Annotated in this window: 25 protein-coding genes and 1 pseudogene; 9 read left to right on the forward strand and 17 right to left on the reverse strand. The window is 63.5% G+C overall.

Features of this window, described 5'->3' with window-relative positions; genetic code table 11:
* Positions 1 to 4: 4 nt before the first annotated feature.
* Positions 5 to 1,492: an MDR family MFS transporter gene (locus CK215_RS02730; protein ID WP_095830001.1), complete on the reverse strand. Its 1,488-nt coding sequence runs from the start codon at positions 1,490 to 1,492 to the stop codon at positions 5 to 7.
* A 220-nt stretch (positions 1,493 to 1,712) separates the two neighbouring features.
* A complete protein-coding gene (locus CK215_RS02735) occupies positions 1,713 to 2,333 on the reverse strand; it encodes a DUF922 domain-containing protein (protein ID WP_067319718.1) in 621 nt (206 codons plus the stop codon).
* An 84-nt stretch (positions 2,334 to 2,417) separates the two neighbouring features.
* Here CK215_RS02735 and folP point away from each other — a divergent pair, with 84 nt between their 5' ends.
* Genes folP through folK form a run of 3 tightly spaced genes read left to right on the forward strand, consistent with a single transcriptional unit; the run spans position 2,418 to position 4,127 of the window.
* Entirely contained in the window at positions 2,418 to 3,269 is an 852-nt protein-coding gene (folP, locus tag CK215_RS02740; protein ID WP_095825308.1) for a dihydropteroate synthase, read from the forward strand.
* 2 nt (positions 3,270 to 3,271) lie between these two features.
* The gene (gene folB / locus CK215_RS02745; protein WP_066992392.1) at positions 3,272 to 3,631 is read left to right on the forward strand and encodes a dihydroneopterin aldolase; all 360 of its coding nucleotides are present in this window, start codon (positions 3,272 to 3,274) and stop codon (positions 3,629 to 3,631) included.
* Positions 3,615 to 4,127 carry a 2-amino-4-hydroxy-6-hydroxymethyldihydropteridine diphosphokinase gene (gene folK / locus CK215_RS02750; RefSeq protein ID WP_095827810.1) on the forward strand — a complete coding sequence of 171 codons (513 nt, stop codon included), beginning with the start codon at positions 3,615 to 3,617 and terminating at the stop codon, positions 4,125 to 4,127. The genes folB and folK overlap by 17 nt, the downstream gene beginning before the upstream one ends.
* 1 nt (position 4,128) lies before the next feature.
* Here folK and CK215_RS02755 read toward each other — a convergent pair whose 3' ends face one another.
* Genes CK215_RS02755 through CK215_RS02765 form a run of 3 tightly spaced genes read right to left on the reverse strand, consistent with a single transcriptional unit; the run spans position 4,129 to position 6,789 of the window.
* Positions 4,129 to 4,368 carry a hypothetical protein gene (locus CK215_RS02755; RefSeq protein WP_095830002.1) on the reverse strand — a complete coding sequence of 80 codons (240 nt, stop codon included), beginning with the start codon at positions 4,366 to 4,368 and terminating at the stop codon, positions 4,129 to 4,131.
* Between the two features lie 26 nt (positions 4,369 to 4,394).
* Positions 4,395 to 4,943: a DUF924 family protein gene (locus tag CK215_RS02760; protein WP_095830003.1), complete on the reverse strand. Its 549-nt coding sequence runs from the start codon at positions 4,941 to 4,943 to the stop codon at positions 4,395 to 4,397.
* Positions 4,944 to 4,953: 10 nt separating this feature from the next.
* Entirely contained in the window at positions 4,954 to 6,789 is a 1,836-nt protein-coding gene (locus CK215_RS02765) for a monovalent cation:proton antiporter-2 (CPA2) family protein (RefSeq protein WP_095830004.1), read from the reverse strand.
* A gap of 274 nt (positions 6,790 to 7,063) precedes the next feature.
* Between CK215_RS02765 and CK215_RS02770 the strand changes: the two genes are divergently transcribed.
* Positions 7,064 to 7,330: a hypothetical protein gene (locus CK215_RS02770; protein ID WP_095830175.1), complete on the forward strand. Its 267-nt coding sequence runs from the start codon at positions 7,064 to 7,066 to the stop codon at positions 7,328 to 7,330.
* Positions 7,331 to 7,398: 68 nt separating this feature from the next.
* On the opposite strand, the gene CK215_RS02775 is transcribed toward CK215_RS02770, so the two are convergent.
* From CK215_RS02775 to CK215_RS02790, 4 genes are all read right to left on the reverse strand, one after another.
* The gene (locus CK215_RS02775) at positions 7,399 to 7,926 is read right to left on the reverse strand and encodes a hypothetical protein (RefSeq protein WP_245299552.1); all 528 of its coding nucleotides are present in this window, start codon (positions 7,924 to 7,926) and stop codon (positions 7,399 to 7,401) included.
* Between the two features lie 126 nt (positions 7,927 to 8,052).
* Positions 8,053 to 9,132, reverse strand: coding sequence for a TIGR01620 family protein (locus tag CK215_RS02780; protein WP_095830005.1), 1,080 nt, complete (start codon positions 9,130 to 9,132; stop codon positions 8,053 to 8,055).
* Entirely contained in the window at positions 9,129 to 10,598 is a 1,470-nt protein-coding gene (locus tag CK215_RS02785) for a YcjX family protein (RefSeq protein ID WP_095830006.1), read from the reverse strand. The genes CK215_RS02780 and CK215_RS02785 overlap by 4 nt, the downstream gene beginning before the upstream one ends.
* Before the next feature lie 63 nt (positions 10,599 to 10,661).
* Positions 10,662 to 11,165 carry a histidine phosphatase family protein gene (locus tag CK215_RS02790; RefSeq protein ID WP_095830007.1) on the reverse strand — a complete coding sequence of 168 codons (504 nt, stop codon included), beginning with the start codon at positions 11,163 to 11,165 and terminating at the stop codon, positions 10,662 to 10,664.
* 255 nt (positions 11,166 to 11,420) lie between these two features.
* Between CK215_RS02790 and dksA the strand changes: the two genes are divergently transcribed.
* Complete coding sequence (gene dksA / locus CK215_RS02795) at positions 11,421 to 11,837, forward strand: RNA polymerase-binding protein DksA (RefSeq protein WP_040972254.1); 417 nt, start codon at positions 11,421 to 11,423, stop codon at positions 11,835 to 11,837.
* Positions 11,838 to 11,921: 84 nt separating this feature from the next.
* On the opposite strand, the gene CK215_RS02800 is transcribed toward dksA, so the two are convergent.
* Positions 11,922 to 12,632, reverse strand: coding sequence for a flagellar biosynthetic protein FliO (locus tag CK215_RS02800; protein ID WP_095830008.1), 711 nt, complete (start codon positions 12,630 to 12,632; stop codon positions 11,922 to 11,924).
* A gap of 208 nt (positions 12,633 to 12,840) precedes the next feature.
* Between CK215_RS02800 and CK215_RS02805 the strand changes: the two genes are divergently transcribed.
* Both CK215_RS02805 and CK215_RS02810 read left to right on the forward strand, forming a co-directional pair.
* Positions 12,841 to 15,420, forward strand: a complete 2,580-nt coding sequence (locus CK215_RS02805; RefSeq protein ID WP_095830009.1) for a PAS domain-containing sensor histidine kinase — start codon at positions 12,841 to 12,843, stop codon at positions 15,418 to 15,420.
* A 176-nt stretch (positions 15,421 to 15,596) separates the two neighbouring features.
* A complete protein-coding gene (locus CK215_RS02810; protein WP_066992426.1) occupies positions 15,597 to 16,304 on the forward strand; it encodes a purine-nucleoside phosphorylase in 708 nt (235 codons plus the stop codon).
* A 96-nt stretch (positions 16,305 to 16,400) separates the two neighbouring features.
* On the opposite strand, the gene CK215_RS02815 is transcribed toward CK215_RS02810, so the two are convergent.
* Positions 16,401 to 16,793 (reverse strand): hypothetical protein, encoded by a 393-nt coding sequence (locus CK215_RS02815; protein ID WP_095830176.1) that lies wholly within the window; start codon positions 16,791 to 16,793, stop codon positions 16,401 to 16,403.
* 265 nt (positions 16,794 to 17,058) lie between these two features.
* Between CK215_RS02815 and CK215_RS02820 the strand changes: the two are divergent.
* Together CK215_RS02820 and CK215_RS02825 are read left to right on the forward strand one after the other, a co-directional pair.
* Positions 17,059 to 17,392 (forward strand): annotated as a pseudogene (locus CK215_RS02820) (ATP-binding cassette domain-containing protein); the annotation flags it as partial.
* Positions 17,393 to 17,745: 353 nt separating this feature from the next.
* A complete protein-coding gene (locus tag CK215_RS02825) occupies positions 17,746 to 17,922 on the forward strand; it encodes a hypothetical protein (RefSeq protein WP_082953673.1) in 177 nt (58 codons plus the stop codon).
* 109 nt (positions 17,923 to 18,031) lie between these two features.
* Here CK215_RS02825 and CK215_RS02830 read toward each other — a convergent pair whose 3' ends face one another.
* The 6 genes from CK215_RS02830 to CK215_RS02855 form a co-directional block, all read right to left on the reverse strand.
* Positions 18,032 to 18,286 carry a hypothetical protein gene (locus CK215_RS02830; protein WP_067320133.1) on the reverse strand — a complete coding sequence of 85 codons (255 nt, stop codon included), beginning with the start codon at positions 18,284 to 18,286 and terminating at the stop codon, positions 18,032 to 18,034.
* A gap of 207 nt (positions 18,287 to 18,493) precedes the next feature.
* Positions 18,494 to 19,297, reverse strand: coding sequence for a DUF72 domain-containing protein (locus CK215_RS02835; protein WP_095830010.1), 804 nt, complete (start codon positions 19,295 to 19,297; stop codon positions 18,494 to 18,496).
* A gap of 30 nt (positions 19,298 to 19,327) precedes the next feature.
* Positions 19,328 to 19,792: a GNAT family N-acetyltransferase gene (locus CK215_RS02840; protein ID WP_095830011.1), complete on the reverse strand. Its 465-nt coding sequence runs from the start codon at positions 19,790 to 19,792 to the stop codon at positions 19,328 to 19,330.
* A gap of 35 nt (positions 19,793 to 19,827) precedes the next feature.
* Complete coding sequence (gene uvrA / locus CK215_RS02845) at positions 19,828 to 22,749, reverse strand: excinuclease ABC subunit UvrA (protein WP_095830012.1); 2,922 nt, start codon at positions 22,747 to 22,749, stop codon at positions 19,828 to 19,830.
* 749 nt (positions 22,750 to 23,498) lie between these two features.
* Positions 23,499 to 23,765 (reverse strand): hypothetical protein, encoded by a 267-nt coding sequence (locus CK215_RS02850; protein ID WP_095777817.1) that lies wholly within the window; start codon positions 23,763 to 23,765, stop codon positions 23,499 to 23,501.
* Positions 23,766 to 23,846: 81 nt separating this feature from the next.
* Positions 23,847 to 24,452: an ATP-dependent Clp protease proteolytic subunit gene (locus CK215_RS02855; protein ID WP_095830013.1), complete on the reverse strand. Its 606-nt coding sequence runs from the start codon at positions 24,450 to 24,452 to the stop codon at positions 23,847 to 23,849.
* Positions 24,453 to 24,455: the final 3 nt, after the last annotated feature.

The raw sequence follows: 24,455 nt of genomic DNA on the forward strand, positions 1-24,455 counted from the left end.
GTGATCATTCGGCGAGCACGGGCGCTGCGTGCTCGTCCTTGCCGCGCAGCGGCTTTTCCGGCATCAGCGCCAGCGCGATCAATGCCAGAACAAGAGTAATGCCGGCGGTGAGGAAGATCATCACGAACGGCATTGCCGATGTCAGCTCGATATGCGTCTGCGAGCCCTCGGCGGCGAGCGGCAGGCCGTAGCCGAGCGCGACGGCGCCGAGCAGGGCGACGCCAAGCGCGCCGCCCAGTGTGCGCAGGAAGGTCAGGACGCCGGTCGCGACACCGAGATGGGCGCGATCGACCGCGTTCTGTACCGAGACGGTGCTGACCGGGAAGGTCGTGCCACTGCCGAGGCCAATGAGGGTCGTCAGGATTTCGACTTCGAGCAGCGAGGCGTGCGTCGCAATGGCACTCAGCACCCCGATGCACGCGATCGCCAAACTGACGCCGACCATGGCAATGCGCTTGTAGTGGACGAAGCGCGGGATCATGCGGCCGCTGAAGGTGGCACCGGCAACAGTGCCGAGCAGGAGACCCAGCATGGCGATGCCGGATTCGCTGACCGAGAGCCCGACAACCGATTGCAGATAGACCGGCAGGTAAACCGACGCCCCGATGTTTGCCGCCTGCAGCAGGAACATCGACAACGTGCCGGCGAGCACGATTCGGTTGCCCAGCACCTCGAGCGAGATCAAAGGCTCACTGGCCCTCAGCAGCCGCAGCGCGAACAACGCCCAGAACGCGGCCGAGCAGGCCACCAGCCCAAGGATTTCCGGCGAGAACCACGGATAGGTGCTGCCACCCCAGTTGAGCGCCAGAAGCAGCAGCGCCGTGGCGATCACCAAGAGCACTGCGCCCAGCCCGTCGATGCGGTGATGTTTGGCCGCGATCGGCAACTTCTTCAGCGGATTGTTGATGATGGCCATCGCCAGGAAGCCGATCGGCAGGTTGATCCAGAAGATCAACGACCAGTGGAGATGCTCTGCGAAGACACCGCCAAGCAGCGGGCCGGCGACGCTGGCGACCGCCCAGGTGCCGGAGATCCAGGCGGCGTAGCGGGCCCGCTCGCGTGGCGGCACCAGATCGCCGATGACGGTTTGCGTCAGCGCGAAAAGGCCGCCGCCGCCGGCCCCCTGGATCGCCCGGCCGATGACCAGCACCAGCATGTTGGGGGCCAGGGCGCTGACCAGCGATCCCAAAAGAAAGATCAGGATGGCGGCGTAGATGACCGGCCGGCGGCCGTAGACGTCGGAAATCTTGCCGTAGAGCGGCGCCATCGCAGTGGCCGTCAGCAGATAGCCGGTCACGATCCAGGGCAGGTATTCGGCGTGGCCGAGCGCGCGCGCGATGGTCGGCAAGGCAGGCGACACAATGGTCTGGTCAAGCGCCGCCAGAAGCATCGACAAGAGCACGCCGCCGATGATGGCGTTCTTCTCGCTCTCGCTGATCGACGGCGAGGCCATTGTCCTCATCGTCGTGCGATTGTCGACGGTCTGGTCCATGCGTCACTCTTTCAAGGTCGGTGCGCCGTCGGCAAGAAGCAGCCGGTGCGGGGCGTCCTGCGCCCGTCATTCGTATCTCGGTTTCCAAAGTCCGCCGGACGGCAAACCCGATATATGTCGGTCGATATAGGCCGTTTTCGACCGATGCTCGAAAGTTTTTTGGAATCTGGCACCATTGTTTCGGCAGTATTGGCTTTCGCCGGCACCACCGCTCCAATGGTCAAGCCGGTGGCAACCGTCCGCTTTGGGTGCGCTGCATCCGGTAGCGCAGGAGCCGGATGATTCGGCTCTCGAAATTGACGCTTTCGACGCGGTCGAACTGCACCTGGGCGCGATCGTGCTTGGCGAGGATGGCGGCCGAGATCTGGGCGGCCTGGGCCTTCGCGGCTTCGCAGGTCCTTTGCGGATAAGTCGCCTTCAGCGCGTCCTCGAGTTCGCGCGCATGGTTTTTGGCGATCTCGACATGGCGCTCTTCGTGGCGCTTGATGTCGGCCGACAGCGTATCCCAGAACAGCCTGACCTGCGGATCCGCCTTGCGCGGGCGCCGCCATTCCGGGAGGATCACCTTGACCTTCACGGTCACCTGCGCGTTCGCGATCCGGCATGAATTTGCGGTTTGCGCGTAGCTGACGCGGGTGGTGAAAGCCATCTGCGTTGCGCCTGGATGCCGGGAGCCGGTGCTCTTCACTTCCGGTCCGTTTTTCGTCAGCTGTTTTTCGATGTCGTCCAGCGTGCGGCCGCCGACGCTGAAATAGCTGTAGGTCTTCACCAGATTTGCCGCGGCGGCCGGCGTGGCGGCCAGCGTGAGCATGAGGGCGCAGAGCAGGGAACGGTTCATCATGTTGCCTCTTCACGCACCTTGCTTTACGGCCGTTGCCGGCGCAACGAAATTGATTTCGCGCGGATCACGCATGGTTGATGGACAATGACGACAAGGCGGTGGCAGCTCGCGCATGGACGCCATCTCGACCTCGGCCCCAAGTCGGTCGTGGTCGGCATCCTCAACGTCACGCCGGACAGTTTTTCTGACGGGGGATTGTTCATCGCGCCGGAGAAGGCGATAGCCCAGGCGCGCCGCATGGCGGAAGAGGGCGCGGCCATCATCGACATCGGCGGGGAATCGACGCGGCCCGGTTTTGCCCCGATCAGCGCCGAAGAAGAGCAGACGCGGGTGCTGCCGGTCATCGAGGCGCTCGCGGCATCGGGCGAGGCGCTGATTTCGGTCGACACCTATCGCGAGGACACCGCGCGGCGGGCCGTCGCTGCGGGGGCGCATATCGTCAACGATGTCTGGGGACTGCAGCGCGAGCCCGGCATCGCGAGAGTCGCGGCCGAGACCGGCGCCGGCCTCATCATTATGCATACCGGCCGTGAACGCCAGAAGCTGCCGGACGTGATCGAGGACCAGCTTCTGTTCCTCAGCAAATCGCTGGAGATCGCGCGCGCCAGCAATGTTGCCGAGGACCAGATCGTGCTCGACGCCGGTTTCGGCTTTGCCAAGGAAACGACGGAGGAAAATCTCGATCTGATGGCGCGGTTCTCCGAGCTTCAGGCGCTCGGCTTTCCGCTGATGGCGGGAACGTCGCGAAAGCGTTTTATCGGCGGCGTCACCGGGCGCGAGCCCGCTGAGCGCGCTGTCGGCACGGCGGCCACGAGCGTCATTCTAAGGCTCAAGGGAGCCGATCTTTTTCGCGTCCACGATGTCGCAATCAACGTGGATGCGCTAGCGATGGCCGATGCTATGCTGGCGCGAGAAAAACTTTCTCCCGGACGCTGACGATGTATGTCATCCGCATGAAGAACTGCGCCTTCTTTGCCCGGCACGGCGTGCTGGACGAGGAGGAGACGCTCGGTCAGCGTTTTTATGTCGACGCCGAACTCACGGTCGAGCCCAGCCGGCCGCTGGAGGACGATTCGATCGAGGATACCGTCAATTACGGCATCGCGTTCGCGGTCATCGAGAAGATCGTCACCGGGCACCGGCGTTTCCTGATCGAGGCGCTGGCGCTGGAAGTGGCGAAAGCGCTGGCGGCGCGCTTTCCACAGATCAGGAAAGCGGAAATTACCGTGCGCAAGCCGAACGCCCCGGTTCCGGGCGTGCTCGATCATGTCGAGGTGACAGTTGTCTGGCCTCAATAGCGCCGTCTACCTTAGCCTCGGCGGCAATCTCGGCGATCCGGCGAAATCCATGGCCGCGGCGCTGCGCATGCTGGACGGCGACGACAAGACGCGCGTCACCGCTGTTTCCTCACTCTACCGGACGCCGCCGTGGGGCAAGCTCGACCAGCCGGATTTTCTCAATGCCTCCGCCGGGATCGAAACCGCGCTCTCGCCACGCGGCCTGCTCGATCTCTGCCTGGACGTCGAGAGGCGCCTGAAGCGGGTGCGCGAGGAACGTTGGGGGCCGCGCCTGATCGACATCGACATTCTGGTGTTCGGTGACCGGGTGATCCACGAGACGGGCCTTGAGGTTCCCCACCCGCGCATGCTGGAGCGGGCCTTCGTGCTGGCGCCGCTGGCCGAGATCGCGCCCGATCTTGTGGTCGGCAACAAAAGCGTGTCGGAGCGGCTCGGCGCCGTCGATATTTCGGGGATCGAGCGGCTGCCGTCCGGCCGGGAGTGGTGGCTCGCTTAGATTAGCCGAGGGTGGGATTGGTTGGAGGAAGACGGATCTTGGCCGTGGCGATCATCCATTCAACCACTTCCACGGACACTTCAGACTCAAACAGGGTCACGGTCATCTTCCTATCGAAATCCGAAAAGAAAATCTGGCCCACAATGTGCCCGTGTTGGTCGGCGAATTCCGGATACATGCCATCGCGTTGGACGTCGCTTCCGATCGTGGCTTCGTAGGTCCGCCCTGCTAGCTCGATCATGGGTTGATTATCCGCAGTTTGCCTGTTCAGCCGGAGAAACCGCCGCCCTCGAGAAACGTCTTTTCCTCTGGCGTCGTCTCGCGGCCGAGCATTTTGTTGCGGTGCGGAAAGCGCCCGAAGCGCTGGATGATCTCCAGGTGCTCCTTGGCGTATTTGAGATAATCCGGCGCCCTGGCCGCTGTGAGTTCGAGCGAGCGTTCCTGATCCGCGAGCGACTCCGAATGCTCAAAGGGGAGATAGAGGAAGACGCGAAGCGCTTCTTCGAACTCGAGATCCTGACCGGCGGCGATCGCCCGGTCGGCGAAATGCCTGGCCAGCGGATCGGTCGCATACATATGCCCGGTGCCGCGGAAGCAGTTGCGCGGAAACTGGTCGAGCAGGATCATCAGCGCCAGCGATCCTTCGGCATGCTCGCTCCAGTCGTCGCATTCGCGCCGGGCGGCGGCGTGGTGCAGCTCGAGGAAGCAGTCGCGGAAACCCGAGTCGAACGCGTCGTTCTTCTCGAACCAGGCGTCCTCGCCGGCATCGCGCCAGAATTTGGTGACGGCAAGCGCCCGCGGGTCGAGTTCTGCCATGCGTTGCTCCTCAGCTCTTCGTCTCTGCCTTGTTCAGCACGCCGGCCGTCTCTTCGTTCAGCGCCCGGCCGGCGCGGCGCGGCTGCGCGAGCGGGGTCGGGATCGGCGTGCCGATGTTGCCCTTGAGAAAGCGCTGGCCGGCGCGGATACCTTCGGCGAGCTGTGTCTCGATGCGAGCTGTGTCGCGGCGGCGGACGTCCTCGATCACCTCGGCTACCTCTTCCGGATCGACGCCCAGCGCTTCCAGGGCCGAGCCGCCGAAGACCAGCGCCGATTCAAAGGTCTCGCGCAACTGATAGTCGACGCCGGCGCGGATGAGTTGCAGCGCGGTGCCGCGGTCGAAGGCACGCGCCAGGATAGTGACCAGCGGGAATTCGGCCTTGATCAATTGCGCGATGCGCACGGCCACGTCCGGTTTGTCGACGCAGATCAGCACGGCGCGCGCGCGGCCAGCGCCCGCCGCACGCAGGATGTCGAGCCGCGTGCCGTCGCCGTAATAGACCTTGAAGCCGAAATCGGCCGCCGCCTGGATCATCTCGACCTCATTGTCGATGATCGAGACGTCGAGGCCGCGCAAAAGCAGCGGCTGGCTGGCGATCTGGCCGAAGCGGCCGAAGCCGATGATCAGCACGCTTCCGGTTAGCCCGTCGGCGATGTCGACGCCTTCCAGCGATTGCTCGTCGCGCGGGGTGAGGTAGCGCAGTGCCAAGATAGCCACGGGCGTCAGCACCATGGAGATGATGACGATGGCGGTCAGCGTGGAATTGGCCTTGCCGTCGATGATGCCGACGACGGCGGCCGAGGAATAGAGCACAAAGGCGAATTCGCCGCCCTGCGCCATGAAGACGGCGCGCTCGAGCGCCTCGCGATGGCCGCTCTTGAGCATACGCGCGACCAGATAGATGCCGAGCCCCTTCATGACCATATAGGCGACGACATAAATGGCGACCAGGCGCCAGTTCTGGGCGACGACGCCAAGGTCGAGCGACATGCCAACGGCAAGAAAAAACAGGCCGAGCAGGATGCCGCGAAACGGCTCGATATCGGCTTCGAGCTGGTGGCGGAAGGTCGATTCGGAGAGCAGCACGCCGGCGAGGAACGCACCCATCGCCATCGACAAACCGGAAAGCTGCATGGCTAGCGCCGACCCAAGCACCACCAGCAGGGCGGCGGCCGTCATCACTTCGCGGGCGCGGGCATCGGCCAGGATGCGGAAGAGCGGGTTGAGCAGATAGCGACCGGCCACGACGAGGCCGACGATCGCCGCGATCCCGATCCCCACTTCGGTCAAGCGCTCAGACAGGCTGGTCTCCGCGCCCCCGGGCGCCAGGAACGCCACCAGCGCCAGAAGCGGCACGATCATCAGGTCTTCGAGCAGAAGGATCGAGACGATGCGCTGCCCCTTGGGCGCGGCGATCTCGCCGCGCTCCTCGAGCAGTTGCATGACGATCGCGGTCGAGGTCAGCACGAAGCCGGCGCCGGCGACGAAGGATTGCGCGATCGGAAAGCCTCCGGCCAGGCCGACAAGCGTCAACAGAACGGCGCAGACGCCAACCTGCAGTGCGCCGAGACCAAAGATTTCCCGGCGCAGGCCCCAGAGTCGCGACGGCTGCATTTCCAGGCCGATGATGAACAGGAACATGACGACGCCAAGCTCGGCGACGTGAAGGATGGCTTCCGATTCGGAAAAAATGCGGAGGCCGAACGGCCCGATGACCCCACCGGCAGCGAGATAGCCGAGGATGGAGCCCAGCCCGATGCGCTTGAAGATCGGCACGGCGATCACGCCGGCAGCGAGCAGCGCCACTACCTGTACGAGATCGCTGCCCGATGCTTCAGCCGCCATGACTACCGTCCTTTCGTTTCAGCACTCCTTGCATGCAGCGGGAGTGCGAGGCAAGGGCAGGGGGCCTGGCAGGAAGAGCAGGGGTGTCGGCCCGAAAACGAGCGTGTGCCGTCAGGCAAACTCCCGCTGCAGCTTCGTACACAAGTTTACGGAGCCCGGTCGTTGCGCGCCGCCACAATCAAAGGTTAAGGCCGGTAGGCTTTGGCTATGGAGCTTCAGCCATTGGAGGGCAGCGGCGATGGGCCGCTGCCTTTTTTTTGAGGAGATGACTGACATGAAGAAGTTTTTGCTCGTTGCCGTTGGCGTTGCGGCGCTGGCCGTTTCGGCCTGTTCGAAGGGACCGGAGTGCACACAGGAGATCGCCGCCAAGAAGGCGCAGGACATGGCTGCCGCGCTTCAGGAAGCAATCACCAAGGATCCGAGCAAGGCGGCTGATCCGACGGCCAAGGTGCAGGCCGTGACGACGAAATATCAGAATGCCACGACGCTGGACGAAGCCTGCAAGGCATATGACGAAGTGACTGCCGCCATCAAGAGTTGAGCCAAGTCAAACGAAAGAAGGCGGTGGCCATTGGCTGCCGCCTTTTGTCTTCCTCGATCGCGCTTTGCTCAGTTCTTCGCGATCGAGCCGACTTCGACCGTGTCGACCCGCTTTAGGCTCATGCCGATAACCGGCACCAGTTGCTTGTCGACGCGCACGGCGACCGTCACGGTCATCGAATTATCGTCGGGGACGCGCGCCTGCATGACGCCGTTCAACTGGTTGCGGTTAATGGTGAAGACGACCTTCTGGGGATCGACGACATTGCCGCCGACAATGTCCATGCCGTTGCCGGTCGAGCCGCCCATGAAAGTGCCTTTGTAACCATCCCGGCCCCGGCGTTCGACCGTCGCCGACATCTTCTGGGTGAAAACGCCGACCCGGCAGTCGCCGTCCAGCGTCATGCCGACCTTGCCGTCCGGCGTGGAACCGTTGAAATTGCAGGTGAATTTCGTGCCCTTGTATTTGCCGGCGATGATTTCGCCAGGGCCGACCCATTTGCCTTCGACCGAGCGGAAAAACTGCTTGTCAGCCTCTGCTCCAAAGGCCCTTTCAACGAGGCCGAGCGGTACGGCGGCCGCAACCGTTGCGGTCATGACGCAGGACAAGATTACGCTTCTCATTGACAACACCCGGCACGAACGAGTCTGCTGTTGGAACCAGAGTGACCATGAAGAAGATTGGTTAATGCTTCGTCACCAGCGACCGTTTCTGCATTTACCTTACTGCTCGCTTTGGCCATCCTTTCGCGACGCGAACGAGGTCAATGCCGAGAGGAAATCGCCTAGCCCCGGTCGCTTTACCGCAATGAACGGCAGCGGGCGCGTCGTTTCCATCGCCGCGATGCCGATGCGCGCCGTCATCATGCCGTTGACGACGCCTTCACCAAGCTTTGCCGAGAGCTTCGCGGCAAGGCCGTGGCCGACGATCTGCTGCACGAAACTGTCGCCGACGGCGATCGAGCCGGTCACCGCGAGATGGGCGAGCACACCGCGCGCCAGGCGGAAGAAGCCCAGCGTACCGGGACGGCCGCCATAAAGTTCCGACAGGCGCCGGATCAACCTGCCGGCTTCGAACACGACATAGGCGACGTCGACCAACGCGCGCGGGCTGACCGCCGTCACCAGCGAGACCCTCTTCGCCGCCTCCAGGATCATCATCTTGGCGCGGGCATCGAGCGGCGACAGGATCTCGGTTTCGGCGAGCCGCACCAGATTGGCGCCATCGATGATCTCGCCGCGCAATTCGGCGAGCGAGCGGCGGCCGGCCGCGGTCTCCGGTTTAGCTGCGACAAAGGCGGAAAGCTCGTCGACCAAAGCGCGCGCGGCCTTGGGGTCGTCGCGCGCAACCGCATCCACGGCCCGTCGCTGTAGTTTCTCGACCTCAGCGAGGCGTGCGATGGCGAGGAACTCGCGGATCAGGACGATAAGGAGCGACAAAAGCGCGATGGCCGCCATGCCGGCCGCCAGCCAGCCCAGCCATTCGGCGCGCGCGAAAAGGTCACGGATGAGCTGATCCGTCCACAAGCCGACCGCGAGCGAGACAAGCACGCCGAAAGCTCCGAAAAACAGGCGTGCCAGCAGTGAGCGCTTCCTTGCAGCGGTCGCCGGTGGCGGCGGGGCCTGCTCGATATCCGGCTGGTCGAAAACGTCGATCTCCGAGGGAATGACCACGGCGACATCGGCCCTGGCGGCGGGTGGCCTGCGCACGGGCTGTTCGGCGCGATGCTTCTGCGGCGCCTCGTGCCGCGGCGCGGGCTCGGGCTCGATGCGGAAGGCCGCCGGTTTGCGGGGCGGATTCATGCCAAACGATCTCCGATCAGGAACTGAAGCGCGCGGTCGAGGCGAATATGCGGCAAAGACAGCGTGACGCCTTCGGCCGTCCGCTCGAGCTTCGGCGGACGAAAGCGCACGAAACGGATCGCCGGTTCATTGTTTTCCGCCTGCTGCCGGGAAACGTCGAACACGGGATCGACCTTTTCCGGCAAGTCGCCGGGAAATATGGCTGTTTCGGCTTTGCCGTCGAATGTCTCGCCGTTGATCTTCTCGCCTTTCAAGGGCGTGCCGATGATCACCGGCAATGTCTCGCGGCCTTGCTTCACGATGCCCTCGCGGGTCGAGCGCACCGCCGCCATGGCGACCACATCGACATCGGCGCCGCCGAAATTGGCCCGCGCGACCGCGCGGTCGGCCAGGCGGCGCACGATCGCCTGCAGCCGGTCATGGGTTTCGTGGTGCAACTGGTCGGCTTTGGTCGCCGCCACCAGTATGCGGTCGATGCGCCTCGAAAACAGGTCGGTGACGAAATTGCCCCGCCCGGGTCGGAAGCAGGAGAGGATTTCGGTGACGGCCCGTTCGAGGTCGGCCATGGCGGCCGGGCCGGCGTTGAGCGCCTGCATGGCGTCTATCAGCACGATCTGGCGGTCGAGACGGGTAATATGCTCGCGAAAGAACGGTTTTACGACATGCGTCTTGTAGGCCTCGTAGCGACGCTCCATCATCGCCTGCAGCGATCCGGGGCGGCGCCGTTCGGACAATTTCATCAGCGGCGCGAAGGTCAGCGCCGGCGAGCCTTCGAGATCGCCCGGCATCAGGAAACGACCCGGCGGCAGCGTCGACAGCGCACGTTCGTCGAGCTTGCAAGCCTTGAGATAGGCGGCGAAGCTTTCGGCGAGACGGCGCGCCGTCATCTCGTCCGCGTCGGCGTCCGGATCGAGCGAGGAGGCTAGCTCCTGCCACGCCTGTGACAGGTCGGAGCGGACCGGCAGGGCGGCCAACTCCACCGCCTCGCGCGAAAAATCGGCGAAAGATTTACCGAGCAGCGGCAGGTCAAGCAGCCATTCGCCGGGATAATCGACGATGTCGATCGACAGCTTTCCGGCCGAAAACAGCCGGTTCCAGCCGGAGGCCGACTCGTATTCGATGGTCAGCCTCAGCTCTGAAATGGCGCGCGTCGAATCCGGCCAGACACGGTCGTCGACCAGGGCCGCGACATGGTCCTCGTACTGGAAGCGCGGGACGGCGTCGTCCGGCTGCTCCTCGAGCAAGGCGCGGGCGATGCGGCCCGATTTTTGCGCTTCGAACAGCGGCAGCCGCCCGCCATGGATAAGGTTATGGACGAGAGCGGAAATGAACACCGTCTTGCCGGCGCGGGAGAGGCCGGTGACGCCCAGTCGCAGGGATGGGGAGAAGAGCCCGGCGGCCCGGCCCGACAACGTGTCGAGCGCAATCCTCGCCTCGTCGGTGAAAGTGGTCAGCGATGATGCCAAATCTGCCTCTGGGTCGCCCGTCAGGGCCCGATATAGGCCTTGGGCAAGGCGTTTGAAATGGTGTCAGAGATCGGCGGGACTGAGAAAGGCCTCGAGATAACCACGGCCTTGGCCTGCTTCACCGAGATTGCCGGGAAAACGCACGACGGCGAGTCCGGAAGTGGGAAAGCCGTGGTTGAGCATGCCTCGCGCGGTCTCATCGCCGTCGCCCGACACCGCCATGGCTAGGTCCTCGGTCATCGGATTGTGGCCGATCACCAGCAATGAGCCGGCCCCGCTGTTCTTACGAATGATTTCGAGGTAACCGGCGGCATCTTCGCTGTAGAGTGTGTCGAAGAACAGCACCCGGCCGGTGTCGGTGCGGCCCGCAAGGCCTTCCAGGGTCTGCCGTGCTCGCTTGGCGTTGGAGCAGAGAGTGACATCCGGCACGTAGTCGCGGGCCCGCATGGCGTCACCCATCGCCTCAGCGTCGGCCATGCCCGATTCGTTGAGCGGACGATCGAAGTCACGAACGCCGGGCAGCGCCCATCCGGCTTTGGCATGCCTCAACAGATAAAGTCTGCTCAACCGGCTCCCCCTTTATGTTGAATACGCTGAGCGTTTTGGCGATTAGTCACCAGAACGGTGTCGTGCACAATGGCATAGGACGCGCAACCGCGCCGAATCGCTGATGAATTCGATCCCGACCGTTGAGAAATGGCCGCCGCGAATGCCTGCTGCTGCGAAGACTAACAAATGCGTGAAACTGTTATTGTTTCCGCTTGTGCAGCCCCTTGTCCGCGAATATATAGGCGCCAAATTTGGGGTTGTTGGGTGAGTCGAATGAACGACATCGTTACCGCCGATTACGTACCCTCCGAAGACGAGCCGTTCATGAACGAACGGCAGAAATCATACTTCCGCCAGAAGCTTATCACATGGAAGAATGACATCCTTCGCGAAGCGCGTGAAACACTCGAAATCCTCCAGCAAGAAAACGCCAACCATCCCGACCTAGCCGACCGCGCCTCTTCCGAAACCGACCGAGCCATCGAACTGCGCGCCCGCGATCGCCAGCGCAAGCTCATCTCGAAAATCGACTCCGCGCTGCAGCGCATCGACGAAGGCACCTATGGCTATTGCGAGGAAACCGGCGAGCCGATCGCGCTGAAGCGGCTCGACGCCCGCCCGATCGCGACGCTGTCGATCGAGGCGCAGGAGCGCCACGAACGCCGCGAGAAGGTCTACCGCGACGACTGACGCGGGTTGGGACAGACGCAGGTTTTGCGAAAATGGCCGGATCTTTCCGGCCATTTTCTTTTTTGAGCGGCAATCCTTTGGGGGTCAGCGTTTGTGGCTGGCCAGCTCGCCGAGAAGCTTGGTCATCTCGTCATCGAGCGAGGGCTTCGCCGCCGGCTTGCTTGCCGGTTTGGAATGGGACTCCTCCAACGATGCCTCGAGCTCGTGCATCAGTGTGTCGTCGATCGAGTCGTTGGAGGGCTGCGGCGGGGCCTGCCGGCCAGTGCCATTCGTCCCATACGCAGGGAGCGGCATGACTTTCGCGGCCGGGGGAGGCGGTACCAGCGGCTTTGCCGGAGGGGGCGCCGCGCGCGGGCGCGACACGGGCTCGCTCACGGGAGCCGGCGCCGGTGCGGTCGGCTGCTGGGCCGGGGCGGGTGCGGGCTGAGGCGCCCGCGGGCGCGGCGCGGCGGTCTGCTGCTGGCCGCTGTCTCCGGTCAGCGCCGGGCGGCGAGGTGCTGCCAGCCTTATGTCGCGCTCGACCACGACATCAGTCGGGCCGCCGATCAGGATGAGGTGTTCGATATCGTCGCGCCGCACCAGCACCAGCCGGCGGTGGCTGTCGACAGCGGTGGCGTCCATGACGGCGAGCCGTGTCTTGCGATTCCGGCCTCCGGCAACGAAGGTGCCGAAAGTCAGGTTGCGGACTACCTTGATGACGAGCAGGACCACGACCAGCAGAACAAGGGCCGCGAACGTCCATAGAATTGCAGCGACGTAACCCGGCCCCGCTACGCTATCCAGCCACTGCAGCATCAGTGCACCCAATCGCCTTTGAAGTGACGCGACACTAGACCTTAGGGACTAGCCTCCGCAAGGCGACATCACCCATCGTGAACAGTTTGAAACATGAATCGTTGATTTTATCGGACATTTGCCGTCCGGGCCTTTTCCGCTACAGGAGAATGTGATTCAACCGGCCGTTCGCGGGTGTCGGGGTATCGGAATCACGAGCAGGGGGCACATGGCCAAGGAAACGCGCGGCGATTTCTATCCGGTACCGATCGTCGACCAAAACACGCGTCCGGGCGCCATCGCCAGGCTCATCATCTTCATCGTCGTTTTGACCGGCGCGGCGGTCGTCTTCGGGTTGTTCCGCGAGCGCCTCGGCGATCCGTTCCTGCTCGGCATGCTTGGCGTGCTCGCCATGATCGGCGTCGGCTTTCTGTTCGCGACGGCGATCGGCTTCGTGCAGATCGCGCCGCGTTCAACCGGAGACGAGCTGTCCAAAGCGTTCGTCGATTCAATGTCGCAAGGCCTCCTGGTCACCGACACCAAGGGTCGCGTAATCTACGCCAACCGGGCCTATGCCGAGATGACGGGTGCCGCTTCGGCGGCCGACCTCAAGACGGTCGAGGGGCTGCTTTCGGACGTCCCCGAGGCTTCAATGACCATCTACCGGCTGGCGTCCGGCCTGCGCGACGGCCAGGCCGGCGACGGTGAATTCCGCCTGGCGCAATCGATCAAGCCTGGGGCCGAGCCGGGCGCGCGCTGGTACCGCGTCCGCGCCCGCGCCTTCAATGTGCCGGGCCAGCGGCTGCCGATGCTTGCCTGGCAGATCGCAGACATCTCGCAGGAGCGGGCGGAACAGGAGCGTTTCTTCCTCGACCTGCAAAAGGCGATAGACCATCTCGACCACGCGCCCGCAGGCTTCTTCTCGGCCGACCAGGAAGGCCGCGTTACTTATATCAATGCGACGCTTGCCGAATGGCTGGGCATCGACCTTGCCAGCTTCACCCCGGGCGCGGTCACGCTGCCGGAGATCGTCGCCGGCGACGGCATGGCGCTCGTCCGCTCGGTCAAGGCTGATCCCGGCGCCACGCGCAACGCCGTCATCGACCTTGATCTGACGACAATGAGCGGCCAGGCACTGCCGGTCCGCTTCATGCACCGCGTTTCGGCAAGCCGCGAAGGAGTGAACGGGCCGACGCGCACCATCGTGCTCAACCGCACCCAGGGAGAGGACGCGTCCGCCGACCTGCGCGCCTCGGAGGTGCGCTTCACGCGTTTCTTCAACTCGACGCCGATGGCGATAGCCGGCGTCGATGCCGGCGGGCGCATCCTGCGCACCAATGCGCCGTTCCTGTCACTGTTTTCGTCCGTCGTCGACCGAGACGCTGTCGACCGGCGCGTGCGTTTCGAGAGCGTGGTGCATGAACGCGACCGGCCGACCTTCGCCGCCGCCTTCGAGAAGGCGCGGCAGCGGCAGGCCAATATCGAGCCGATCGACTCGCTGCTACCCGGGCATGAGGAGCGCCACATCCGCTTCTACGTGAATGCCGTCGCCGACGGCGCCGGTAGCGAGGGTGCGGAGGAATCGGCCATCGTCTACGCCGTCGAGACTACCGAGCAGAAGGCGCTCGAGGGCCAGATGGCGCAGAGCCAGAAGATGCAGGCGGTCGGCCAGCTTGCCGGCGGCATCGCGCACGACTTCAACAACGTGCTCACCGCCATCATCATGGCGTCGGACCTCCTGCTCACCAACCACCGGCCGTCGGACCCGTCCTTCCCCGACATCATGAACATCAAGCAGAACGCCAACCGGGCGGCGTCGCTTGTTAGGCAGTTGCTGGCCTTCTCGCGCAAGCAGACCTTGCGGCCGGAAGTTCTCAACCTGACCGATGTGCTTGCCGATCTGCGCATGCTGCTTGCCCGCCTGGTGGGCAACGATATCAGGCTGAAGATCGACCACGGGCGCGATCTGTGGCCGGTCAAGGTCGACATCGGCCAATTCGAGCAGGTGGTGGTTAATCTCGCCGTCAACGCGCGCGATGCGATGCCCACCGGCGGCGATCTTACCGTGCGCACCCGCAACGTCATGGCCGAGGAGTGCAAATCGTTCCCGTATCGCGAGCTTATCCCGGCCGATTATGTGCTGGTCGAGGTCGAGGACACGGGCAGCGGCATCGCGCCGGAGGTGCTGAAGAAGATATTCGAGCCGTTCTTCACCACAAAGGAGGTCGGCAAGGGAACGGGCCTTGGCCTCTCGATGGTGTATGGCATCATCAAGCAGACCGGCGGCTTCATCTACTGCGATTCCGAAGTCGGCAAGGGCACGGTGTTCCGGATCTTCCTGCCGCGTCACGTGACGGAGGTGAAGAAGGCGAGCGAATCTGCCGACACTGCGGCGGCGGCAGCTCCAGCCAAGCCGGCCGACACGGCGAAGGACCTCTCAGGTTCGGCGACCGTGCTTCTGGTCGAGGACGAGGACGCCGTTCGCATGGGCGGCGTGAGGGCGCTGACTTCGCGCGGCTACACCGTTCACGAGGCTTCCTCCGGCGTCGAGGCGCTGGAGGTCTTCGAGGCACTCGGCGGCAAGGTCGACATCGTCGTGTCCGATGTGGTGATGCCGGAAATGGACGGGCCGACGCTGCTCGGCGAGCTGCGCAAGCGCCAGCCGGACATAAAATTCGTCTTCGTTTCCGGCTATGCCGAGGACGCCTTTGCCAAAAACCTGCCGGCCGATGCGCATTTCGGCTTCCTGCCCAAACCATTCTCGCTCAAGCAACTGGCGACGATCGTTAAAGACGTGCTGGAATCTTAAAGCGCATCGCCGAAGCAGATCAGGCGACGCGCTTCAGATCTTTGTTTGACGCATGTCGTTTCCCCAAAAGCGCTGCGCCCTTTTAGGCGACATGTCTTAAACAGCTATCGCTTGCACATTGCAGCGAGCCTGCCATGATGCAGGTCGGATGGGTTCTGTCATGGGGGTGATAGCGCGTGACGCCGCACATCGAGGCGGGCAGGGGAGATTATGCCGAAACGGTGCTGCTGCCGGGCGACCCCGAGCGCGCGCAGTGGATGGCGCAAACTTTTCTGGAGGCGCCGCGCTGCATCAATCTCCGTCGGGGCGCCCTCGGCTTCACCGGCCGTTTCCGTGGCAAGCCGGTCAGCATCCAGGCAACCGGCATCGGCGTCTCTTCTTTCCTGATCTATGCCCATGAGTTGCTGGACTATCATGGCGTGAAGACGCTGATCCGCACAGGAACATGCGGCGCATTGTCGGATGACGTTCCGCTGCGGGGCTTGGTCGTTTCAAGCGCCGTGCGCGCCGAGGGCCCGATCAGCGGGCAGGTGTTCGGACTTTACCAGCCGGCCGGCCCCGATGAGGCGCTCCATGCGCTGGCGCTGCAGCGGGCCGCCGATCTCGGCATTGCCTGCAGCGCCGGCCTGACCGTCTGCAGCGACATCTTCCATCATCCCGATGGCCGCGCCCGCTTCGACGAGCCCAGGGCGCTCGGCGCGCTGGCGGTCGACATGGAAACCAGCGCGCTCTACCGCATCTCGGCGCAGTTCGGCGCGCGCGCCCTATCGCTGCTGACCGTGGTCGACCACGTCGCCGCCGACGAGCAGACCGAGTATTCCGAACGCCAGGCGCTGTTCACCGACATGACCCGCCTGGCACTGGAAGTCGCGGTCACTGCTTAGGCGGTTTCCGCTTCAACTGCCCCTCGGCTGTCGGCCGGCGACCCGCAGATAAAGCGGCAGGTTGTGCGCAGCATCGAAGCGAAGTTCCTTGTTCGATCAATGTTTCGTGCAGGTGGAGGCGGTAAAGGCGCCGTCCTGCTGCTTCATGATGATGTCGAAGGAGGGACCGCCTGGATCGTCGAGCGTCGCCTGTGTCAGCGAGATCGAGTTGCCGCCGCTCGTATAGCCGCCGAGCGGGCCGAGCCAGCTGATCTCGCCATTGGCGTCCATCTGGTAGTTGTAGGTTCCCGACGTGCCGAAGGTCACTGGGCCGCTATAGACATTGCCCTTGATGGTGATGTCGCCGAGATTGAGGAAGAGGCCGAGCAGATAGACCTCGCAATGATAGACGCCGTCCGGAAGCTTGCCTTCGGCGAAGTCCGCGCCGGCCTTGCCCACGGCCGACGCAAGAAGCAGCAAGCTCAGAAGAATGCGAATCGGGAAGGCCATGCGGTCGCTCATTTCGGCGGCGACCTTGCCCTATTTTGCCGCTGCCCCGCAACTGGCCGGCGAGTGCCGGCACGGAGACGAGATTAAGCATTGGGCAATTTTATGATTTGGGCAAAATCTAGGCAGAGCTGCGCAACGTTTTCTCAAACCCAGGGTGCTTGATCGGCGTCGTTTTATTCGCTTGTCAAGCGCTAAGCCTTTGTATTTAATGACTATTTCTCCTGATCCCCGCATGCGTCCGCGTTTGGCACGTCGCTTGCAACCAAGTCTGATGAGATCGGATCGTCAACCATCACCGGTTGACGAGCGGAAGGGTTGCCTTCGAGGGGAAGGCGCTCGACCGGAGCGCGGCGTATGACCGCGCCCGGTCGGGCATCGCATCGTGCCGCAGGGCAGGGAGATTTCTCCGCTGCTCACGGTCCTCGAAAATCTGAAGTCCGGCTTCGCGCCGCTTCGGCGCGGCGACCGCAACATTCCTTCGCATGTCTTCGAGGTGTTTGCGGTGCTGAGGCAGATGCCTTCGCGGCGCGGCGGCGACCTGTGCGGTGACCAGCGGCAGCTCGCCACTCGGGCGGGCGCTGGTGATGCGGCCGAAGCTACGCACGCCGTCGCCGGTCTCGCGATGCAGAATAGATTCCTCGTGCGGACGCCTAGATCATTGCTGATTATGCACGGTTGATGACGCTTCCTAGTAACGGAATGGATCCTTGGGTCTTCGCTTCGGTTCGCGTCGTTACGCGGAAGGATGACGAAGTGTTCGACGGCTCTGGTGTGGCCAATAGCGCATGCTAGTCTTTCCATGGCCTTGGTGAGTCGGGCTCTTTCCGTATCAGTCGAGATGAAGGGGATGGCGCGGGCTCCGCCCGCAAGGTCCGCGCAAGCAAGCTCGCCTAGCTTTCCCCGCAGTGATTGTCGGTCGATGCGTCGAACAAAAGCTTGCCAGGGGAAGGCGATGGAACGTTTTGTCGAGGACTATCAGAAGCGGCGACTGACCGAGCGCGTCGATATCATGACGGCGATCAACATCCTGATGTCGCAGGGCTACGACGAGGATGATCTGCTCGGCGAAATAACCAAGGTTTTTTACGTTGACCTCGACGCCTATAACGAAGTGATCGGGCACCACTGACGGCCTGAGCAGCAAGACTTCAACCGTTCCTGAAAATGCTCTGAGCTTCAAGCGCAGCGGCGGATGTCGGGCACGCGGTTGCGAGTGAAGACTCCGACATTCCGTAAGGTCAGAGGACGAACACCGACAACAGCAGTATGATGCCGACGGCCATCATCACCAGACCTGGCCAATTCTGAGACAGGCCGAGGAAACGGAGTCCGCGTCGTCGCGGCTCCAGCGTGGGGCCTGGTGTTGCCAGGTTCGGCGCCGGACGATCCGGGGCTGTAGATGCTGGGTCACTCAGGCGTCCGCGCCTCAAAGTGGCGCCTGCCATGTAGACGACGCCTGCGATGGTAAGCAACGCACCGAGGATGACGGTCATCTTCCCTCGCTCCTTTCCGACGCTGCGGGATGTGGCGAGCGTTTCGCGAGGTCGCCGTACCGATCTTTCGGCGAGATAACCCTCCGCCGACCTCGCGATCGGCTGGGACAGAACGGTCAAGATGGCCAGCAGGTTCCGACAAGCCAACCGCCGACGGCGTCGCGCGCCGGGCAAACTTCCGGCGTTCCAACAAAGAGCCGCGGCAGTTTAGGCCGCCACCCGCTTCATCAGTGCCATGGCACCGAAGGGCGCACGCACCTTGCCCTCGCTTATGAAATAGGCGAACACGTCGCGCGGCTTGACCGGCGCGTCGGTCTTGGGATCGGCGCGCGGCAGGTCGGCCGGCTGCCTGCCTTCCGCCCAGGTCTTGACGCGGCCCGCCCATTCGTCGAGCCCTTTCGGCGTGTAGCAATCGGGATTGTCGTCGCTGCCGGTTTGCAGGCGGGCATAGACGAAATCGCCGGTGATGTCGGCGATCGCCGGATATTTGGCGTGGTCGGCATAGACGATGGCGGCATTGTATTTGCGCGCCAGAGCCGGAAATTCCGGGACAATGAAGCTGTCATGCCGCACTTCGAGCGCATGGCGCAGCGGCACGCCGTCCTGTTTCTCGGGCAGCAGCTTCAGGAAGGCCTCGAGATCGTCCGCATCGAACTTCTTTGTCGGCGCGAACTGCCACAGGATCGGTCCCAGCTTGTCGCCGAGCGCGACAATGCCCGAGCCGAGGAAGCGCATTATCGATTCCCCGGCCTCGCCGAGCACGCGGCGGTTGGTGACGAAGCGGTTGCCCTTGAGCGAAAAGACGAAGCCGTCCGGCGTATCGTTCGCCCACTTGACGAAGGTCGGCTCCTTGAAGCTGGAATAATAGGTGCCGTTGACCTCGATGCTCGGCACCTGGTGGCTCGCATAGTGCAACTGCTTGGCCTTGGCGAGCTTCTCCGGATAGAAGGAGGTGTCCCAGGGCTCGAAGGTCCAGCCGCCCATGCCGGAGCGGATCTTTCCTTGGCTCATCGTCTTCCTCCTCCGAGTTTTGAATGCGGCTCAGGCTGCTTTGTCGACCGGCTTAGCCATGTCGACCAATATCCATCCTGGCCGGTATGGGTTGGCGCGGCGACCCGTTTCCCGATAGCCGTAAGCCGAATAGAGCGCGATGTTCCGCTCCATGCGCGAATTGGTGTAGAGCCGCACCTCCGGCACGCCCCATGACCGCGCCTGTTCGTCGGCGAAGTCGAGCAGCGCGATGCCGAGTCTCCTGCCCTGGAAGGCCGGCGAAACGGCAACGCTGAAGATCATGGCATGATCGTCGTGCCGCTCGAGGACAAGCAGCCCGGCCAGATCGGAACCATCCTCCAGCAGCCAGACCTCTCCGCGCGTAATACGTGGCGCATAGTCCTCGGTCACCGGGATCGGCGGGGCGCCGAACAGGGCGGTGTAGGGGGCGTAGGCGTCCGTGGTTATCGCGACGACAGCTTGGAGATCACCTGCAAGCGCTTGCCTGATCTTCATTTGAGACTGTTCCAAACGCTTGCCGACCCACTCGCTCACTCGGCCGCTTCGCGCTTGCCCCCGGGGCGCCGCTCCAGAAGCTCCTTCAGGAACTGGCCGGTGTAGCTGCGCTTTTCGCGCACGATTGCTTCCGGGGTGCCGGAGGCGACCAGCTCGCCGCCACCGTCGCCGCCCTCGGGGCCGAGGTCGAGCACCCAGTCGGCTGTCTTGATGACTTCGAGATTGTGCTCGATCACCACCACCGTGTTGCCCTGGTCGACCAGCTCATGCAGCACTTCGAGCAGCTTGGCGACGTCGTGGAAATGCAGGCCGGTGGTCGGCTCGTCGAGGATGTAGAGCGTCTTACCGGTCGCCTTGCGCGACAGTTCCTTGGCTAGCTTGATGCGCTGCGCCTCGCCGCCTGAGAGCGTCGTCGCCTGCTGGCCGATATGGATGTAGCCGAGCCCGACCTGCTTCAGCGTCTCCAGCTTGTCGCGCACGCCGGGCACCGCCGAGAAGAACTCGACGCCTTCCTCCACCGTCATGTCGAGCACGTCGGCGATCGACTTGCCCTTGAACAGCACGTCCAGCGTCTCGCGGTTGTAGCGCTTGCCATGGCAGACGTCGCAGGTGACGTAGACGTCGGGCAGGAAGTGCATCTCGATCTTGATGACGCCGTCGCCCTGGCACGCCTCGCAGCGGCCGCCCTTGACGTTGAAGGAGAAACGGCCCGGCTGATAGCCGCGCGCCTTGGCCTCCGGCAGACCGGCGAACCAATCGCGGATCGGCGTGAAGGCGCCGGTATAAGTGGCGGGGTTGGAGCGCGGCGTGCGGCCAATCGGCGACTGGTCGATATCGATGACCTTGTCGAGGAACTCCAGGCCCTCGATGCGATCATGCTCGGCCGGATGCTCGCGCGAGCCCATGATGCGGCGTGAGGCCGCCTTGAACAGCGTCTCGATCAGGAAGGTCGACTTGCCGCCGCCGGAGACGCCGGTGACGCAAGTGAAAGTGCCGAGCGGGATCTCCGCCGTGACGTTCTTCAAATTGTTGCCGCGCGCGCCGACGACCTTGATACGCCGGTTCTTTTTCGCCTCGCGGCGCACCGCCGGCGTCGCGACCTCGAGCTCGCCCGACAAATACTTGCCGGTGATCGAGGCGGGCGTCGCCATGATCTGCTGCGGCGTGCCTTGCGCGATGATCTCACCGCCATGGATGCCGGCGGCCGGGCCGATATCGACGACATAGTCGGCATGCAGGATGGCGTCCTCGTCATGCTCGACGACGATCACCGTGTTGCCGATGTCGCGCAGGTGCTTCAGCGTATCGAGCAGGCGCGCATTGTCGCGTTGGTGCAGACCGATAGACGGCTCGTCCAGCACGTAGAGCACGCCCGTCAAGCCGGAGCCGATCTGCGAAGCCAAACGAATGCGCTGGCTCTCGCCGCCCGACAGCGTGCCGGAATTGCGCGACAACGTCAGATAGTCGAGGCCGACATCGTTCAAGAAACGCAGGCGCTCGCGGATTTCCTTCAGCACCCGGACGGCGATCTCATTCTGCTTCTCGTTGAGCTGCGCCGGCAGATCGGTGAACCACTGGTCGGCCTTGCGGATCGACAGCTCCGTGACCTCGCCGATGTGCCTGCCGGCGATCTTGACCGAGAGCGCTTCCGGCTTCAGCCGGTAGCCGTTGCAGGCGGGGCAGGGGGTGGCCGACATGAAGCGCTCGATCTCCTCGCGCATCCAGGCCGATTCCGTTTCTTTCCAGCGCCGGTCGAGGTTGGGGATGACGCCCTCGAAAGTCTTGGTCGTTTTGTAGGAGCGCAGGCCGTCGTCATACTGGAAGGTGATCTCGCGCTCGCCCGTGCCGTGCAGCACGGCCTGCTGCGCCTCGGCGCTCAGATCCTTGAACTTGTCGCCGAGCTTGAAGCCATAGGCCTTGCCCAAGGCCTCAAGCGTCTGCGCGTAATAGGGCGAGGTCGATTTCGCCCACGGGCTGATGGCGCCATCGCGCAGCGAGACATTCTCGTCCGGCACAACGAGGTTGGCGTCGATGGCGCGCTGGCTGCCGAGGCCGTCGCAGGTAGGGCAGGCGCCGAACGGATTGTTGAAGGAGAACAGCCTGGGCTCGATCTCGGGAATGGTGAAGCCGGACACCGGGCAGGCGAATTTTTCCGAGAACATGATGCGCTCATGCGTCTCGTTCTTCGACTTGTTGACCGAGTCCTCGCCCGTCCGGCTGGCGTCGAGCGGCTTGTCGGCGAACTCGGCCACCGCAAGACCGTCGGCGAGCTTCAGCGCCGTCTCCATCGAATCCGCAAGCCGTGTCGCCAGATCGCCGCGAACGACGATGCGGTCGACGACCACGTCGATGTCGTGCTTGTATTTCTTGTCCAGCGCCGGCACGTCGGCGATCTCGTAGAAGACGCCGTCGACCTTGACGCGCTGGAACCCCTTCTTCTGCAGCTCCAGAAGTTCCTTGCGGTATTCGCCCTTGCGGCCGCGCACGATCGGCGCCAGTAGGTAGAGACGCGTGCCCTCGTCCAGCGCCAGCACGCGGTCAACCATCTGGCTGACCGTCTGGCTTTCGATCGGCAGGCCGGTGGCCGGCGAATAGGGAATGCCGACGCGGGCGAAGAGCAGGCGCATATAGTCGTAGATTTCGGTGACGGTGCCGACTGTCGAGCGCGGGTTGCGCGAGGTCGTCTTCTGCTCGATCGAGATGGCGGGAGACAAGCCGTCGATCTGGTCGACGTCCGGCTTCTGCATCATCTCCAGGAACTGGCGGGCATAGGCCGAAAGGCTTTCGACATAGCGGCGCTGACCCTCGGCATAGATGGTGTCGAAGGCGAGCGACGACTTGCCGGATCCCGACAGGCCGGTCATGACGATCAGGCTGTCGCGCGGCAGGTCGAGATCGACGTTCTTGAGATTGTGTTCGCGCGCGCCGCGAATGGAAAGATATTTTTGGTCGGCCATCGCCGGTCGCCGCCTCAGGTCTGGAATTTGCTGGATTGGCGGGTTTGTCCCGGCCATCCCCTATGTAGGTAATCTCGTCGCCGCGTCGAGAGACGCCACAATCTCGACCAAAGCGTTTAACCGCCTTTCGCGCGAGCGGGCAAGCGGAAAGAACAAAGGCCGAACACCCTCCTGACAAAGCGCTGTGGAAACAGCGGCTGCAAAAACCGTCGCGACCGATCAGTCGAAGGCATTCGACTTACCTGGACGTAACCTCCGATCGATCACATTTTTCTGTAACCGGCTCTTCAACGGTTGACGTCTCGGACCCATGGGGGCAGTCTCAAAGGCGTCAACGAAGCCGGCCGTCTGTCGATGGCCTCGTCACCCAGAGGTGGCCTGCGAGACGCCGCAGGCTTCAGCGATTTGCGCTTCGGACGACATTGCCACAACGGACCAGGAGCGGAGCATGACGCCACCGGACAGTCCCTTGAGGCTCCACGAAGCGATGGAGCCGCGGCGGGCATAGTGCCAGGGTAGGCGTGAGCGCCTCCCGAAAAACGTGACCTGCCGATTCCTACAATCAGAGACCATAGTCGGATCGTCGGCTGAAAGCCGCGTTGCATCCGAAACAGAACGCCGGCAGTCCACTCCCGGCTAAAATTGGGTTTCAGATCCATGAAAGCCCCGTCCACCTGCGGAAGCAGTGGCGGGGCTTGCATTTTGCGAGCCGGAGGTCCGTCGCTGGCGTCCGCAATGCGGGGTAAGCTTCAGTGGTTGGGAGGCCTGATGCCACCCGTTGCCATGTCGATGGTTATGCTGCCCGAAATCCTGACATCGGTGTCGCCGATCTTGAACGTGCCGTTGCTGCCGGCTGGCAGTGCGTCGTCAGGCTCGGGCTGCGGCGCGGGCTTGGCGATGCGGTAGTCGCTGCTCACGCCGGGCAGTTTTTGTGTCGAATTGTCGTCTGCAAAAGCGGCGGTGCCGACCGCAAGCACGCCGGCGACTGCGACAACGGCAAAACCCAGATTCGTCAAGGAACGCGCTCGGATCATGCGCGAACTATAGAGGCGCGCCGAAGGCGAGGCCAGACGCGCCGCAATCAATTTGCCGCGCGGTCAGGCCGCCTTCTTGCGCGTGTCGTAGACATGGTCGACGAGGCCCCAGGCCTTCGCTTCCTCGGCGGTCATGAAATAGTCGCGGTCGAGCGTGCGCTCGACCTCGTCATAGGTCCGACCGCAATGCTTGGCGTAAAGTTCCGTCATGTGGCGCTTGGTGCGCAGGATGTCCTCGGCGTGGCGCTGGATGTCGGAGGCCTGGCCCTGGAAGCCGCCGAGCGGCTGATGCAGCACGATCCTGGTGTTGGGCAGCGCGATGCGCCGACCGGGCGAGCCTGCCATCAACAGGAATGAACCCATCGAGGCGGCAAAGCCCATGCACACCGTCGACACCGGGCAGGAGATGTACTGCATAGTGTCGTAGATGGCGAAGCCGCTGGTCACCACGCCGCCCGGCGAGTTGATGTAGATCGATATCTCCTTGTCGGGATGGTCCGATTCCAGCGACAGGAGCTGCGCGCAGACCAGCGCCGACACGCCGTCATTGATCTCACCGTTGATGAAAACGATGCGTTCGCGCAGCAGCCGCGAGAAAATGTCGAAGGCGCGTTCGCCGCGGCTCGACTGCTCGATCACCATCGGCACGAGATTGGCAAAGGCGGTCATCGC

Origin of the sequence: Mesorhizobium sp. WSM3864, from assembly GCF_002294955.1 — a bacterium.
Lineage (GTDB): Bacteria > Pseudomonadota > Alphaproteobacteria > Rhizobiales > Rhizobiaceae > Mesorhizobium.

Bases quoted from the DNA above. Each gene is read 5' to 3' on its own strand.
- CK215_RS02730 (WP_095830001.1), bottom strand. From the start codon at position 1,492: ATGGACCAGACCGTCGACAATCGCACGACGATGAGGACAATGGCCTCG.
- CK215_RS02735 (WP_067319718.1), bottom strand. From the start codon at position 2,333: ATGATGAACCGTTCCCTGCTCTGCGCCCTCATGCTCACGCTGGCCGCC.
- folP (WP_095825308.1), top strand. From the start codon at position 2,418: ATGACGACAAGGCGGTGGCAGCTCGCGCATGGACGCCATCTCGACCTC.
- folB (WP_066992392.1), top strand. From the start codon at position 3,272: ATGTATGTCATCCGCATGAAGAACTGCGCCTTCTTTGCCCGGCACGGC.
- CK215_RS02755 (WP_095830002.1), bottom strand. From the start codon at position 4,368: ATGATCGAGCTAGCAGGGCGGACCTACGAAGCCACGATCGGAAGCGAC.
- CK215_RS02760 (WP_095830003.1), bottom strand. From the start codon at position 4,943: ATGGCAGAACTCGACCCGCGGGCGCTTGCCGTCACCAAATTCTGGCGC.
- CK215_RS02765 (WP_095830004.1), bottom strand. From the start codon at position 6,789: ATGGCGGCTGAAGCATCGGGCAGCGATCTCGTACAGGTAGTGGCGCTG.
- CK215_RS02770 (WP_095830175.1), top strand. From the start codon at position 7,064: ATGAAGAAGTTTTTGCTCGTTGCCGTTGGCGTTGCGGCGCTGGCCGTT.
- CK215_RS02775 (WP_245299552.1), bottom strand. From the start codon at position 7,926: ATGACCGCAACGGTTGCGGCCGCCGTACCGCTCGGCCTCGTTGAAAGG.
- CK215_RS02780 (WP_095830005.1), bottom strand. From the start codon at position 9,132: ATGAATCCGCCCCGCAAACCGGCGGCCTTCCGCATCGAGCCCGAGCCC.
- dksA (WP_040972254.1), top strand. From the start codon at position 11,421: ATGAACGACATCGTTACCGCCGATTACGTACCCTCCGAAGACGAGCCG.
- CK215_RS02800 (WP_095830008.1), bottom strand. From the start codon at position 12,632: ATGCTGCAGTGGCTGGATAGCGTAGCGGGGCCGGGTTACGTCGCTGCA.
- CK215_RS02805 (WP_095830009.1), top strand. From the start codon at position 12,841: ATGGCCAAGGAAACGCGCGGCGATTTCTATCCGGTACCGATCGTCGAC.
- CK215_RS02815 (WP_095830176.1), bottom strand. From the start codon at position 16,793: ATGGCCTTCCCGATTCGCATTCTTCTGAGCTTGCTGCTTCTTGCGTCG.
- CK215_RS02825 (WP_082953673.1), top strand. From the start codon at position 17,746: ATGGAACGTTTTGTCGAGGACTATCAGAAGCGGCGACTGACCGAGCGC.
- CK215_RS02830 (WP_067320133.1), bottom strand. From the start codon at position 18,286: ATGACCGTCATCCTCGGTGCGTTGCTTACCATCGCAGGCGTCGTCTAC.
- CK215_RS02835 (WP_095830010.1), bottom strand. From the start codon at position 19,297: ATGAGCCAAGGAAAGATCCGCTCCGGCATGGGCGGCTGGACCTTCGAG.
- CK215_RS02840 (WP_095830011.1), bottom strand. From the start codon at position 19,792: ATGAAGATCAGGCAAGCGCTTGCAGGTGATCTCCAAGCTGTCGTCGCG.
- uvrA (WP_095830012.1), bottom strand. From the start codon at position 22,749: ATGGCCGACCAAAAATATCTTTCCATTCGCGGCGCGCGCGAACACAAT.
- CK215_RS02855 (WP_095830013.1), bottom strand. From the start codon at position 24,452: ATGACCGCCTTTGCCAATCTCGTGCCGATGGTGATCGAGCAGTCGAGC.